The following is a 12,744-nucleotide window of genomic DNA, read 5'->3' as shown; positions in this document are numbered from 1 at the left end:
GACAGTCAGCGCCTCGGCACGGTTGGAGTCCGGCCGCTACGCCATTGCCAGGAACGCTTCGACACCGAGCGCGGCGGCCACGAGCGACGACGTGTCCCGCCCGATGAGTTGGAGGCTCGCCGGCCAACCGTCCGGCGTCGTGCCTACGGGCAACACGAGGGCGGCGTGGCGCGAGAGATTGAACGGCTGGGTCAGGCGCAGCATCGCCGCGCGCGTGAGTTCCTCACCGTCGGGCCACCTGACGTGAGACTGCCCGAGCAGCGGCGGCGTGATCGCCATGCCGGGGAGCGCGAGGACGTCGACGCGCTCGAGCAAGGCAGCGACGTCTGCCTCGATCGCGGCGCGCGCCTCCTGCGCCAGCGCGTACTCCTGGTCCGAGGCACGCGGGGCGGTCTGCAGGCGGCCGCGTACGGCCGGCGTGTACGCGGCACCATGGATGGGCAGCCGCGGCCCGTGGAAGTCGAGCGCTTCGCGAAAGATGATGGTGCCGTACGTCGGCACGACGAGCGGCGCGGACTCGAAGGGGACGTCCTCGAGTGCGGCTCCGGCGGCGGCGAGCCGTGCGAGCGCATTCGCGGTGTGGCCACCGATGGCGTCGTCTACCGCGCGCCAGCCGAAGGCACGCAACACGCCCACACGAAGGTCTCGTATCGCCGTCGCCGGCGGACAGGGCGGCAGGGCGTCCGACCTCCGGAGGCCCTGCAACGTGTACCAGGCGTCCTCCACGCTCGTCGCCAGCGGGCCGACGCAGTCGACCGTCGGGCTGAGTGGCACCACCCCGGACAGCGACACCTCGCCCCATGCGGGCTTGAGGCCCACGAGGCCACAGGCCACGGAAGGGATGCGGATCGACCCGCCGGTGTCCGAGCCGATCGAGACGTGGCTCATGCCGGTCGCCACCGCGACTGCCGACCCGCCACTCGAGCCCCCCGCAGAGTGCAGCCGATTGCGAGGATTGCGTACGGGACCGAAGCCCGAGTCCTCGCTCGTCGTGCCCAACGCGAACTCGTGCATGTTGGTACGGCCCACGAACACCGCACCTTGCGAGCGCAGGTGCGCGACCGCTGGTGCGTCTGCCGCGGCGACGTCGGTCATCGACCGCGATCCGGCGGTCGTCACGTGGCCGCGCTGATCGAGGAGATCCTTCAGCGAGATCGGAATGCCGTGCAGGACACCGCGATCGACACCCCGCTGGCGTTCGGCATCGACCGCATCGGCATCGCGCCGCGCCCCGTCGGCATCGATTTCGATGAAGGCGTTGGTCACCGCCTGCCAGGTGTCGATGCGCTCGAGACACTGCTCGACGAGGTCGCGTGCGCGCAGCGTGCCGTCGCGCAGGCTGCGGGCGGTGTCGCGGATCGGCATGGGTCAGGCCTCGGGCACGCGTTCGGCGGCGATGTCGTCCAGGGTAGCGTTGGCGCGGCGCAGGTGCGGGATGACGATCGACCCGCCGACCACGAGGCCGATGTGCAGGGCCTCGCGCAGCTCGACGTCGGACAGCCCTTCCTCCTTGCACCGGATCAGGTGATACGTCACACAGTCGTCACACCGGAGTACGAGCGACGCCACCAGCCCGAGGAGTTCCTTCGTGGGCACGTCGAGCGTGCCGCCCTCGTAAGCGCGCGTGTCGAGCGCGAAGAATCGCTTCGTCTCGAGCGGCCCGACTTCCATGATCCGGCTGTTCATCCGCTCGCGGAACTGGCGAAAGCGCGTGAGGTGATCCGACATGGGGGACACGATACAGGATCGCGGATCGGGTACCGGGTACCGGGGACCGGGTACCGGATCGGGATTCGGGCCTCGGGACTGGGCAGGCATCAGGCGTGAGGCATGAGGCATGACACTGTAAACTCGCTCAGAGTTGACCCAGCCATGAGAAAGACCCGGATCATCGCGACGCTCGGCCCGTCGAGTGCCACGCCCGACGGCGTTCCTGCCCTGATTGCTGCCGGGGTCGACATCTTTCGCCTCAATTTCTCGCACGGCAGCCACGAGCAACATGCCGCGTCGGTCGCCCTGGTACGTGAGGCAGCAGCGGCCGCGGCGCGGCAGGTAGCGATCCTCCAGGATCTCAGCGGGCCGAAGATCCGCACTGGACGACTGGCCTCCGGCCAGCCGATTCCGCTGCCGGCCGGCTCGCGCCTGCGGATCACCACCGGCGACGAGGAGGGGTGCGAGGGCCATGTCTACACGACCTTTGCCGGACTCGCGCATTCGGTGAGCCCGGGCATGCGCCTGCTGCTCGACGACGGCGCGCTCGAATTGCGCGTCGAGGCCACCGATGGCACCAGCATCGACACGACGGTCGTTGTCGGCGGGACCCTCGCCCAGCACAAGGGCATCAACGCCCCCGACGTCGCACTGCCCGCCTCGGCGCTGACCGACAAGGACATCGCCGACCTGCGCTTCGGCGCGTCGCTCGGCGTCGACATGGTCGCCCTCAGCTTCGTGCAGACGGTGGAGGACCTCCTGAGCACGCGCGCGGAGCTGCGCGCGGCCGGCGCCGAAGCCACCACGCTGATTGCGAAGATCGAGCGGCCGCAGGCAGTGGCCAACCTCGGCGAACTCCTCGGCGCCTGCGACGGCGTGATGGTCGCCCGCGGCGACCTCGGCAACGAGGTGCCGCTGCACAGCGTGCCGCGCGCCCAGAAGGTCATCACCCAGCTCGCGCAGCGGGCCGGCGTGCCGGTCATCGTCGCGACCCAGGTGCTCGAGTCCATGCGAACCAATCCGCGACCGACCCGCGCCGAGGTCAGCGACGCGGCTAACGCCGCGGACGACTCGGTGGACGCCATCATGCTCTCGGGCGAGACGGCGAGCGGGCTGTATCCGGTGGCGGCGGTGAAGCTGCTCGATGCCGTCATCCGCGACGCCGAGAGCCTGAATCCGAAGCCTCGCGCGGCCTTCAACGCCGGTGTCCTCGGCGTTCCCCACAACCGCGCGCTCTGCGAAGCGGCCGTCACGCTTGCCCACGCCGGCAAGGCGGAGGCGATCGTTGCCGTGACCCGCGAAGGGAAGACCGCGCGCGTGCTGGCGGCGCTGCGGCCGGAGATCCCGATCCACGCGGTCACGTCGGATCCGCGGGTGGCGCGTCGCCTGATGCTGCATCGCGGCATCGAGCCGATTGCCATCGAGAAGTCGGTGCTCGACAGCGCCGGCGGCATCGAGGTGGAACGCCACCTCGTCGAGCTCGGCGTCCTTCGGGCCGGCGAGCCGATCGTCTTCGTGAGCGTCAACGCGGACCTGACGCGCCCGGACGCGAACTTCCTCCGCATCCGCCGCGTCGGGTAGACCTTTACAGCGATAACGGTGACCGGCAGCCCCACGGAACCCGCAGCTACACAAAATCCGGCAGCTGCTCTTGTTCTACCTCTTCCTTGAGGCGGCTGAGCGCTGCACTCCACGAACTCGCGATCACGCGGTAGAAGCGGCGCCAGCGCGGGTTGTCGTCGCAGCCGCTCTGCTGGAATCGCAGGCGGGTCCCGCTGTGGGTGGGCTCGCACGTGACGTGCACCGCCATCGGCCCGATCGGGTCGCCCTCGGGCGGCATCCAGTACGCGTCGGCAAGGAAGAACTCGCGTCCGAGCCGGACGTCGATCACCACGCCGTAGAACACGCCTCCCCAGGGTCCGAGCAATGGGTCGATCTCGGGTGACCTGGCCCACTCCAGGGCGTAGATGCCGAGCGGCCGCGGCCCGGTGATCGACGCGATGACGCCCCACCAGCGCTGCAGTGCCTCGCGGGAGAAGAAGGCCGAGTAGACCGTCTCGGGTGGGGCCGCGATTTCGATCACGCAGTCGAACGACGCGGGGTCGGGAGACGCGCAGCCAAACATGGGCCGAGTATGACACGCGGCCACCCTTGCCAGACCGCGCGGCCGGAGGCTAATCTATGGGCCGCCGGAGTGATCCGGCACCTGGCCATGACGCGCACCATCATCACCATTACCGTGACCACTCGAAAGCGGGAGCTCGACTCCGCGCGCGGGTGGCTCGTGTACGCGTCCTGAGCAGAACAGCTCATCTCCACAAAGCGTACGTGCACCACAGAAACCCGCCGCGCGACCCGCGCAGGCGGGTTTTGTCGTTGAAGGCGGACGAAGCGAGGATTCGATGTCGTCTCGAGTAGCAGTGGGCGTGCTTGGCGCCACCGGCACGGTCGGTCAACAGTTCGTGCGGTTGCTTGCCGGTCATCCGTGGTTCGAAGCCACCTGGCTGGCCGGCAGCGAGCGTTCGGAAGGGAAGACGTACGCCGACGCCGCCAACTGGAAGCTCGCCACCCCGATGCCCGACGCTGCCGCCGCGCGTGTCGTGCAGCGGCCCGTCCCCGGCAACGGTCCGAAGCTCGTGTTCTCCGCTCTCGACGCCAACGTCGCCGGCGATCTCGAGAAGGCCTTTGCCGATGCCGGACACATCGTCGTCAGCAACGCGCGCAACTACCGGATGGACCCGCTGGTGCCGCTGCTGATCCCGGAAATCAACCCGGACCACCTGGAGTTGCTCGAACAGCAGAAGTCCGCCTACGGCTGGAAGGGCGGCATCGTCACCAACTCGAACTGCTCGACGATGTTCCTGGCGATGGCGCTGGCGCCGCTTCGAGCGCTCGGCCTGACCACGTGCAACGTCGTCACGCTGCAGGCCGTCTCCGGTGCGGGCTACCCGGGCGTGCCCTCGCTCGACATCCTCGGCAACGTCGTCCCGTTCATCGGTGGCGAGGAGGAAAAGCTCGAGATGGAGCCGCAGAAGATCCTCGGCAGGCTCGCCGGCGACCATGTCGAGCCACACCCGGTGATCATCAGCGCCCACACCACGCGGGTCCCGGTCATCGACGGCCACAGCGAGATGATCTCGGTCGGCTTTGCCTCCAGCGTCACCGCAGCCGACATCCGCGCAGCATTCGACGCGTTCAGCGGCCTGCCCCAGGAAATCGGGTTGCCGTTCGCGCCGCCCAGGCCGCTCGTTTATCTGGAAGCGGAGAACCGGCCACAACCGCGTCTCGATGTCGAGCGCGAGAACGGCATGGCGGTTTTCCTCGGGCGCCTGCGCCCGTGCCCGGTCCTCCAGCACAAGTTCGTGGCGTTGGGTCACAACACGGTGCGCGGCGCGGCCGGCGCGGCCTTGCTCAATGCCGAGCTCATGCAGGCGCAAGGCCTGCTCTGAGGTGACGCCATGGTCGTGATGAAGTTCGGCGGCACGTCGGTCAAGGACCCGGAGGCCATTGGTCGCCTGGCGCGGATCGTCGCGCGCGAGTACGCGACGAGCGGTGCGCCGGTCGTCGTGGTGTCAGCGATGTCCGGCATCACCGATCAGCTGCTCGACGCGGTCGCCGCGGTCGAGCGTGGCGATGCGGAACTGGCGTCGCAGAAGGTCGCGGTCATGCGCGATCGTCATCGCGCGGCAGCCGAAGCACTCCTCACCCGGGCCGACGAGCAAGGCGACGTGCTCGACGCGCTCGAACGCCAATGGCGCGAGGCGGCGGCGCTGCTGCACGCGATGGCCGTCCTGCGCGAGGTATCGCCGCGGTCGCGAGACGCGGTTGTCGCGATGGGCGAGCTGGCGAGTTCCCGTCTGGTCGCCGCGGCTCTCACCGAACTCGGGACGGCCGCCCAGTGCGTCGACGCACGACGCGTGCTCGTGACCAGTGCTGACCACGGCCACGCCCTGCCCGACCAGGCGGCCACGGCGGCTCGGCTGAAGGAGCGTGTGCTACCGATCACGTCGGCTGGTGTGGTCGCCGTGCTCGGAGGCTTCATCGGGGCAACGGCCGAGGGCATCACGACGACGCTGGGGCGTGGCGGATCGGATTACTCCGCATCGCTGTTCGGCGCCGGACTGCACGCCGCCGAGATCCAGATCTGGACCGACGTCGACGGCATGCTGACGGCCGACCCGCGCATCGTCGAGGGAGCGCGGCCGCTGCCATCGCTGTCGTTCGCCGAGGCGTCCGAGCTGGCGTACTTCGGTGCCAAGGTGCTGCACCCGAGCACCATCGCTCCAGCGGTCACCGATGGCATCCCCGTCCGCATCCTGAACTCGCATCGTCCGGAAGTCGCGGGCACGACGATCACGGCCAACCCGCCGCTGCCCGAGGCGCCGCTCACCGGACTCGCATGCAAGCGTGACATCACCGTGATCGACATCCGTTCGACGATGATGCTGGCCGCGTACGGGTTCATGCGCCGCGTGTTCGAGGTGTTCGAGCGCTACCGGACGTCGGTGGACGTGATCACGACCTCCGAGGTGAGCGTGTCGATCACCATCGAGGATCGGCGTGCCCTCGACGAAATCGTGGCCGACCTGTCGGTGTTTGCCGAGGTCGGCGTCGAGTCCGAGATGGCGCTGCTGTGCGCGGTGGGCGAACGATTGCGGCTCGAGCCGGGCCTTGCCGCACGCGTGCTCGGCGCCCTCGACGAGTTCCCGCTGCGGATGGTGTCGCAGGCGGGCGCGCGCCGCAACCTCACCGTCGTCCTGCCGCAGTCGCAGTTGCAGGCGGCGATGTCGCGGGTGCATGAGCGTTTCTGCCTCGAGGTCGAACCGGCTGGAGTCGTGGCCTGATGCGCGCTGTCCTGTTCGGGCACGGCCGCATGGGACGGCTCGTGGGACTGCACGCGGCCGCGCATGGCGTCGAGGTCGTCGGCGTGTTGACGAGTGCGAGTGTCGACGAGACGTGGGCGGCGGCGGCGTCGACGGGTGCGGACGTGGTGATCGACTTTGCCACCGGCGACGCACTGCGCGTCAACCTCGAGCGCTTGAGCACGCTGGCACCGACGCTCGTGCTCGGAAGCACTGGCTGGGGCGACTACGAGGCGACGGCACGGGCCATTGTCGAGCGTCGCGGCGCCGGCGCTGTAGTGGCCTCGAATTTCTCCGTCGGTGCCTACCTGATGGAGGCGGCCGTCCGCGTCGTGAGTGCGGCCGTCGAGCGGTTGGACGACTACGACGCGTTCCTGCACGAGGCGCATCACTCGAAGAAACGCGACGCGCCGTCGGGGACGGCGTTGCTGTTGCTCGATGCGATGCGCCAGGCAGGATTGACCCGCCACGTGGATGTGTCGTCGACGCGTGCCGGGCACATCCCGGGCACGCACGTGGCCGGGTTCGACGGCCCCGCGGAGACGGTCACGCTGACACACACCGTGCGCGATCGTGCCACGTTCGCGCATGGCGCCCTGCGCGCCGCACGCTGGGTGCACGGGCGATCGGGCTGGTACTCGATGCGCGACGTCCTCGGCATCACGGAGAACGCTGAACGCTGAACGCCGGACGTCGAGGGGACGTCGGGCTGGGACCGCCCGACGCTACCGTCGCAACAGCAACGCCAGACGCCGGCCGCAGATGGTAGGGCCGGCTCGCCGAGCCCGGCCCGGTACCCGGTACCCGGTACCCGGTACCCGGTACCCGGAACCCGGTACTGATTCCGACTCCCGATTCCCGATTATGCTTGACCCCATGACCCCACGACGACCCTTCACCGGCTGTGGCACCGCCCTGGTGACGCCATTCACCGTGAGCGGACGGATTGACGAGGCGGCGGTACGTCGCCTGGCGCGCCGGCAGATCGAGGCCGGCATGCATTTCCTCGTTCCCGTGGGTACCACGGGCGAGGCGCCGACGCTGTCGGCGGCCGAGAAACGCGTCGTCGTCGAGCTTGTCGTGGACGAGGTCAAGGGCGTGGTGCCGGTCCTCGCCGGTGCGGGTGGCTACGACACCGCCGAGGTGATCGAGTCCGCGCATGCGATGGCCGCTGCGGGCGCGAACGGCATCCTGTCGGTATCGCCGTACTACAACAAGCCGACGCAGGAAGGGCTGTTCCAGCATTACGCCTCGATTGCGTCGAACACGAACCTGCCCATCGTGCTCTACAACGTGCCCGCGCGCACCGGCAGCAACATCGAGCCGGCCACCACCGAGCGGCTCGCGCAGCTGCCGCAGATCGTCGGCATCAAGGAAGCATCTGGCAACGTGTTCCAGATCGCGGACGTCCGCCGCCGCGTCCCCGCGGACTTCCTCGTGCTGTCGGGCGACGACACGCTGACCCTGCCGGTCATGGCACTCGGTGGTGAGGGCGTCATCTCGGTGGCGGGCAACGAGGTGCCGTCCGACATGGCGCGGCTGGTCGAGGCTTGCGAGCGTGGCGACTTCGCCGCCGCGCGGGTGATCCACCAGCGGCTGTTGCCGTTGCTGCAGGCCAATTTCCTCGAGTCCAACCCGGGCCCGGTGAAGGCGGTCATGGCGTTGGCCGGGCTGCTCGAACCCACGTACCGGCTGCCGATGGTCGCGCCGACGAGTCACAGCCTGCAGACCTTGCGCCGCATCGCCCTGGATCTGGGCCTGCTGGCAGAGACCACATCCGCATGAGCATCGAGGCCTTGCGTCAGGACGTCGAGCGGCTCTGGGCCGCCGGCGCCGACGCCTCCCGCGAAGAAGGACGTGAACTGTTCGGGCGCCTGCGCGCCGCATTGTCGGAGGGCAGCGTACGTGCCGCCTCGCCGGATGCCAATTCGCCCACCGGTTGGGTGGTGAACAGCTGGGTGAAGCAGGGGATCCTGCTCGGGTTCCGTTTCGGTGACCTCGTCGATGCGTCGATGGATCACGGCCGGTGGCCGTTCTTCGACAAGGACACGCTGCCGCTGCAGCGATTCGGCGCCGGCAGCGGTATCCGCATCGTTCCGGGCGGTTCGTCCGTGCGCGACGGCGCGCACCTGGCCAGGGGCGTGATTGCGATGCCGCCGATGTACGTCAACATCGGTGCCTACGTGGGCGAGGGCTCGATGATCGACTCGCACGCGCTCGTCGGCTCGTGTGCGCAGGTCGGCGCTCGCGTGCACCTCAGTGCCGCTGCCCAGATCGGGGGCGTGATCGAGCCGGTTGGCGCAATGCCCGTCATCATCGAGGACGACGTGCTCGTCGGCGGCAACACCGGCATCTACGAGGGCGCGGTGGTGAAGGCGCGTGCGGTGATCGGCGCCGGCACCATCCTCACCGGGTCCACGCCGGTCTACGACCTGCCGAACGGCCGCATCATCCGGCCGGAGAACGGGCAACCGCTCGTGATTCCGGAAGGCGCGGTCGTCGTCCCGGGCGCTCGTGCCGTCACCGAGGGGCCCGGCGTCGAGTGGAAACTCTCGCTGGCCACGCCGGTGATCGTCAAGTACCGAGACAGCCGCACCGACACCCGCACCGAGCTCGAACGATGGATCCGCTAGACGTCGTCGCGCTGACGCGTCGGCTCGTGGACGTCGAGAGCACGACCGGCGACGAGGCCGCGGTCTGCGTGATGGTCGGCGAGGAACTGGAGCAGCGTGGGTACGCCGTGACCCGCCAGACCGTCACCGGCGCGCGTGTGAACGTGCTCGCGACCGTCGGCACGCCGGAGGTGATCTTCTCCACGCACATGGATTGCGTACCGCCCTTCACGCCGAGCCGGGTCGAGGGCGATCGCATCCACGGACGGGGCAGTTGCGACGCCAAGGGCATCCTCGTCAGCCAGTTCGCCGCAGTCGAGGCGATGCGCGCCGCCGGCGAGACGCGCGTGGGCCTGTTGTTCCTGGTCGGCGAGGAGCGGGGCAGTGACGGGGCGATGATCGCCGACGAACTCTCCCGCGGAGTCACCCGCTTCCTGGTCAACGGCGAGCCGACCGAGGGCCGGCTCGCGCTCGGGCATCGCGGCGTGGTGCGCGTGAAGCTGCACGCGAAGGGCCGCGCGGCCCATTCCGGCTACCCGCACCTCGGCGAGTCGGCGATCGAGAAACTGCTCGACGCGCTGCAGCAGGTGCGCGCGATGGCGCTGCCGATCGACGGCGTGCTCGGGCCCACGCAGTTCAACATCGGCGCGATCAACGGCGGCCTCGCGCCCAACGTGATTCCGCCCTCGGCCACGGCCGATCTCCTCTTTCGCATCGTCACGCCCTACGAAGAAGTGCTGGCGGTGCTCGAGCCGATCCGCCCGCTGGTCGATATCGAGTACGTCTACCATGTGCCCTCGCTCCACATGGCGACCCTCGACGGCTTCGAAAAGGAAGTGGTGGGTTACACGACCGATGCTCCGCTGCTCAATGCGTGGGGAACGCGCCTGATGTACGGACCGGGATCCATTCACGTCGCACACACCGACCACGAGTCGGTCGCCATCGCGGATCTGCACCGGGCCGTCGATGACTACCAGCGGATTGCCCGCCACCTGCTCGCTGGTTAGCCCTCGAGACCCCATGAGCAGCCAACCACTGGCCTACCTGAACGCCGAGTTCCTCCAGAGCGACGATGCGCGGCCGCTGCGCATCCTGTCGGAGTACTTCGAGCCGCATCGACGGTTCACCCAGGAAGGGATCAAGGACACGGTGGTGTTCTTCGGGTCGGCGCGTGTCAAGAGCCGGGCCGAGACGCGACGCGATCTGCAGGTGCTCAAGGTGCGCGGCAAGTCGACCGCGAAGCTTCGCGCGTCGAAGGACGAACTCAAGCGGGCCGAGAAGGCCGTGGAGTGGGCGAAGTACTACGAGGATGCCCGGACGCTCGCCCGGATGCTCACGGAGTGGACGGCCGAACTCGACTCGGACATGCACCGGTTCGTGGTCTGTTCCGGCGGTGGTCCCGGCATCATGGAGGCGGCCAATCGCGGTGCGCACGAGGCCGGTGGCAAGAGCATCGGCCTGAACATCAAGCTGCCGTTCGAGCAGGGCCCGAACCCATTCGTCAGCGATCGCCTGCACTTCGAATTCCACTACTTCTTCATGCGGAAGTTCTGGTTTGCGTACCTGGCCAAGGCGCTCGTGGTGTTCCCCGGCGGCTTCGGCACGCTCGACGAGGTCTTCGAGATCCTGACCCTGGTGCAGACCCAGAAGCTCTCGAAGCAGCTCAAGGTGATCCTGTACGGCTCGCATTACTGGGACCAGATCCTGCATTTGCAGCCGCTGGTCGAGTGGGGCGCGATCCACGAAGACGACCTGACGTTGATGGAGAAGGTGGATACGCCGAAGCGTGCGTTTCGTGTGCTGCGCGACCACCTCCAGGTGCATCACCTGCGCCCGGAACCACCGCACGTGGTGACGCGCACGCCCGACATCGCCAAGACCCAGGGCTGACCCCGTGGCGCTGTCCATCGTTCCGCCACGCCCCGACAATCCGGCCTGTCCCGACTGCGACGAGACACTGGTGCACGTCCACACGGAGATCTCCTCCGGCGCATTCCGCACCCAGGCCGCGTCGATGCCGCAGCTGCCGATCCATTACTACGATTGCCCCGCCTGCGGAACCTGCTGGAAGTTTGCCACGCGCATGCTGCCCGATCCCGTCAGGCAGACCATTCGCGACGCGCAGGAGTAGATCACAGGAATTCAGGAACTCAGGAGCTCAGGAGCTCAGCCTGTGGCTCTTGGGGTGCCGTTGCCCGGTGCCCGATTTCGTGCCCGGTACCCGGTACCCGGATCCCGGTGCCCGGGTCCGGTTTTTGTGTGGCTGTGCTTGTCTCGCCGCGGGGCATGTTCGCATAATGCGACAAGGGCCCGGCCCCGCGAGGGACCGAGCCTGTCCGCGCCGGCTCGACGTGAGCCCGCGCGTGCGCACCGCACGTCACGTGCGACGTCGTTACTTCTTCGTGTCGAACAGCACCTTGGTGGCGATGCGCGTCTCGCCCGTACCCTGGGTGAAGTGGATCGTCACGAGCGACCCGGCCTTTGTCGAGAGGCCGGACACCTGCTCCTGCGCGCCGATGACCTTGGTGGCATCGGTGTAGCGGAACGACTGCTCCTGGTCGTCGGCACCCTTGATGACGATAGTCATCTCATCGGTGTTCACCTTGACCAGTCGGCCGGTCGCCATGGTCTTCTCTTCACTCGCCTCGGTCTTCATGTCCACAGGCGGGCGTTGCCGATCGTCCACGGTCGGGGCCTGCTGAGTTGGCGCCGGCAATGGAACCGGCTCCGGTTGTGGCTTCTGGTCCTGGGCAAAAGCCGGCGTCCCGAGTGCGGTAATCACGACGAACGATGCGAGCGCGGTATTGAGTGTCTTCATTACGTGTCTCCCTATGTCGTTCCGTGTGGCGCGTTGTTAGTTCGGGGCCGGACATCCCGGCTCGCATCCATAAGGAGCAAGCGGCGTGCCCTTTCGAGTTCAGCCATGCAAGTCGTTAACAGGGCAGCGCTTGCCCACGGAACGGAGCCACGGCGCACATGTGCCGGAGGGGCGGCCGTCGCGTAACTTCTACTCATCCTGGTGCGATCGCTTCATTGTCGGCCTCGCGCTGACGCTCGTGATGGCGTCGGCCCCGACGCTCAGGGCCGGTGAAATGGAACGTGAGCACGCCGAGCCTGGTGAACCGCGCTTGGGAGAGGCCGCGACCGTACAACTGGTGGTCGATTCGTTGAGCGAGAAACTCGGCATCACCGCCGTGGTGACAGTGACGATCGTGGAGCACGACGATCGGCGCGTGTCTGTCCGTCGTGAGCCGGGTAACTCGGCGTTCGCGCTGTCAGTCGAGCGTGGGTTCGTCGGCGGCTTGACTGCGGAACAGCTGGAAGCGGCGCTCGCGCACGAGCTCGGTCACGTGTGGATCTACACGCACCATCCGTACGTGCAGACCGAGCAGCTGGCCAATCGCATCGCGATGCGCGTTGTGACCCGGCGACAACTGGTGGCGGTGTACAACGCCATGTGGGGCGCCGATGCGGTGCACGGGTCGCTCGAGGCCTTCCTGGGCCTCGAGACGACCACCGCCGCGCAGTAAGGGTAGGCGCGCCTCTCTCGGAGGCGC

At 68.2% G+C, this 12,744-nt stretch carries 14 protein-coding genes; 10 read left to right on the top strand and 4 right to left on the bottom strand.

The window, feature by feature from the left end; translation table 11 throughout:
- Positions 1-36: 36 nt before the first annotated feature.
- Positions 37-1,365: an amidase gene (locus LuPra_RS28480; protein ID WP_110173908.1), complete on the bottom strand. Its 1,329-nt coding sequence runs from the start codon at positions 1,363-1,365 to the stop codon at positions 37-39.
- Positions 1,366-1,368: 3 nt separating this feature from the next.
- Positions 1,369-1,728, bottom strand: coding sequence for a carboxymuconolactone decarboxylase family protein (locus LuPra_RS28475; RefSeq protein WP_110173907.1), 360 nt, complete (start codon positions 1,726-1,728; stop codon positions 1,369-1,371).
- A 144-nt stretch (positions 1,729-1,872) separates the two neighbouring features.
- Here LuPra_RS28475 and pyk point away from each other — a divergent pair, with 144 nt between their 5' ends.
- Positions 1,873-3,291: a pyruvate kinase gene (pyk, locus tag LuPra_RS28470; RefSeq protein WP_157899798.1), complete on the top strand. Its 1,419-nt coding sequence runs from the start codon at positions 1,873-1,875 to the stop codon at positions 3,289-3,291.
- 46 nt (positions 3,292-3,337) lie between these two features.
- Here the strand turns inward: pyk and LuPra_RS28465 are convergent, their stop codons facing one another.
- Positions 3,338-3,835: an SRPBCC family protein gene (locus LuPra_RS28465; RefSeq protein ID WP_110173905.1), complete on the bottom strand. Its 498-nt coding sequence runs from the start codon at positions 3,833-3,835 to the stop codon at positions 3,338-3,340.
- A gap of 277 nt (positions 3,836-4,112) precedes the next feature.
- Between LuPra_RS28465 and asd the strand changes: the two genes are divergently transcribed.
- The 8 genes from asd (at position 4,113) to LuPra_RS28425 (ending at position 11,318) form a co-directional block, all read left to right on the top strand.
- Positions 4,113-5,159 carry an aspartate-semialdehyde dehydrogenase gene (gene asd / locus LuPra_RS28460; protein ID WP_110173904.1) on the top strand — a complete coding sequence of 349 codons (1,047 nt, stop codon included), beginning with the start codon at positions 4,113-4,115 and terminating at the stop codon, positions 5,157-5,159.
- A gap of 9 nt (positions 5,160-5,168) precedes the next feature.
- The gene (lysC, locus tag LuPra_RS28455; RefSeq protein WP_110173903.1) at positions 5,169-6,554 is read left to right on the top strand and encodes a lysine-sensitive aspartokinase 3; all 1,386 of its coding nucleotides are present in this window, start codon (positions 5,169-5,171) and stop codon (positions 6,552-6,554) included.
- Positions 6,554-7,255: a 4-hydroxy-tetrahydrodipicolinate reductase gene (locus LuPra_RS28450; RefSeq protein ID WP_110173902.1), complete on the top strand. Its 702-nt coding sequence runs from the start codon at positions 6,554-6,556 to the stop codon at positions 7,253-7,255. Before lysC ends, LuPra_RS28450 begins: the two co-directional genes overlap by 1 nt.
- 193 nt (positions 7,256-7,448) lie before the next feature.
- The gene (gene dapA, locus LuPra_RS28445; RefSeq protein ID WP_110173901.1) at positions 7,449-8,357 is read left to right on the top strand and encodes a 4-hydroxy-tetrahydrodipicolinate synthase; all 909 of its coding nucleotides are present in this window, start codon (positions 7,449-7,451) and stop codon (positions 8,355-8,357) included.
- Entirely contained in the window at positions 8,354-9,205 is an 852-nt protein-coding gene (locus LuPra_RS28440; RefSeq protein WP_110173900.1) for a 2,3,4,5-tetrahydropyridine-2,6-dicarboxylate N-succinyltransferase, read from the top strand. Before dapA ends, LuPra_RS28440 begins: the two co-directional genes overlap by 4 nt.
- Entirely contained in the window at positions 9,193-10,194 is a 1,002-nt protein-coding gene (locus tag LuPra_RS28435) for a M20/M25/M40 family metallo-hydrolase (RefSeq protein WP_110173899.1), read from the top strand. Before LuPra_RS28440 ends, LuPra_RS28435 begins: the two co-directional genes overlap by 13 nt.
- A 13-nt stretch (positions 10,195-10,207) precedes the next feature.
- Positions 10,208-11,077: an LOG family protein gene (locus LuPra_RS28430; protein WP_234800595.1), complete on the top strand. Its 870-nt coding sequence runs from the start codon at positions 10,208-10,210 to the stop codon at positions 11,075-11,077.
- Positions 11,078-11,081: 4 nt separating this feature from the next.
- A complete protein-coding gene (locus LuPra_RS28425; RefSeq protein WP_110173897.1) occupies positions 11,082-11,318 on the top strand; it encodes a hypothetical protein in 237 nt (78 codons plus the stop codon).
- Positions 11,319-11,579: 261 nt separating this feature from the next.
- On the opposite strand, the gene LuPra_RS28420 is transcribed toward LuPra_RS28425, so the two are convergent.
- The gene (locus tag LuPra_RS28420) at positions 11,580-12,005 is read right to left on the bottom strand and encodes a hypothetical protein (RefSeq protein WP_110173896.1); all 426 of its coding nucleotides are present in this window, start codon (positions 12,003-12,005) and stop codon (positions 11,580-11,582) included.
- 130 nt (positions 12,006-12,135) lie between these two features.
- Between LuPra_RS28420 and LuPra_RS28415 the strand changes: the two genes are divergently transcribed.
- Complete coding sequence (locus LuPra_RS28415) at positions 12,136-12,717, top strand: M48 family metalloprotease (protein ID WP_157899797.1); 582 nt, start codon at positions 12,136-12,138, stop codon at positions 12,715-12,717.
- The last annotated feature ends 27 nt before the right edge of the window (positions 12,718-12,744 follow it).

It is taken from the genome of Luteitalea pratensis (assembly GCF_001618865.1).
Taxonomy (GTDB): Bacteria; Acidobacteriota; Vicinamibacteria; order Vicinamibacterales; family Vicinamibacteraceae; genus Luteitalea; species Luteitalea pratensis.
This window is presented reverse-complemented; position numbering and strand designations above follow the sequence as displayed.

What these genes read in the sequence shown, in the direction of transcription:
- LuPra_RS28480 (WP_110173908.1), bottom strand. Translation starts at nt 1,365, where the DNA reads ATGCCGATCCGCGACACCGCCCGCAGCCTGCGCGACGGCACGCTGCGC.
- LuPra_RS28475 (WP_110173907.1), bottom strand. Translation starts at nt 1,728, where the DNA reads ATGTCGGATCACCTCACGCGCTTTCGCCAGTTCCGCGAGCGGATGAAC.
- pyk (WP_157899798.1), top strand. Translation starts at nt 1,873, where the DNA reads ATGAGAAAGACCCGGATCATCGCGACGCTCGGCCCGTCGAGTGCCACG.
- LuPra_RS28465 (WP_110173905.1), bottom strand. Translation starts at nt 3,835, where the DNA reads ATGTTTGGCTGCGCGTCTCCCGACCCCGCGTCGTTCGACTGCGTGATC.
- asd (WP_110173904.1), top strand. Translation starts at nt 4,113, where the DNA reads ATGTCGTCTCGAGTAGCAGTGGGCGTGCTTGGCGCCACCGGCACGGTC.
- lysC (WP_110173903.1), top strand. Translation starts at nt 5,169, where the DNA reads ATGGTCGTGATGAAGTTCGGCGGCACGTCGGTCAAGGACCCGGAGGCC.
- LuPra_RS28450 (WP_110173902.1), top strand. Translation starts at nt 6,554, where the DNA reads ATGCGCGCTGTCCTGTTCGGGCACGGCCGCATGGGACGGCTCGTGGGA.
- dapA (WP_110173901.1), top strand. Translation starts at nt 7,449, where the DNA reads ATGACCCCACGACGACCCTTCACCGGCTGTGGCACCGCCCTGGTGACG.
- LuPra_RS28440 (WP_110173900.1), top strand. Translation starts at nt 8,354, where the DNA reads ATGAGCATCGAGGCCTTGCGTCAGGACGTCGAGCGGCTCTGGGCCGCC.
- LuPra_RS28435 (WP_110173899.1), top strand. Translation starts at nt 9,193, where the DNA reads ATGGATCCGCTAGACGTCGTCGCGCTGACGCGTCGGCTCGTGGACGTC.
- LuPra_RS28430 (WP_234800595.1), top strand. Translation starts at nt 10,208, where the DNA reads ATGAGCAGCCAACCACTGGCCTACCTGAACGCCGAGTTCCTCCAGAGC.
- LuPra_RS28420 (WP_110173896.1), bottom strand. Translation starts at nt 12,005, where the DNA reads ATGAAGACACTCAATACCGCGCTCGCATCGTTCGTCGTGATTACCGCA.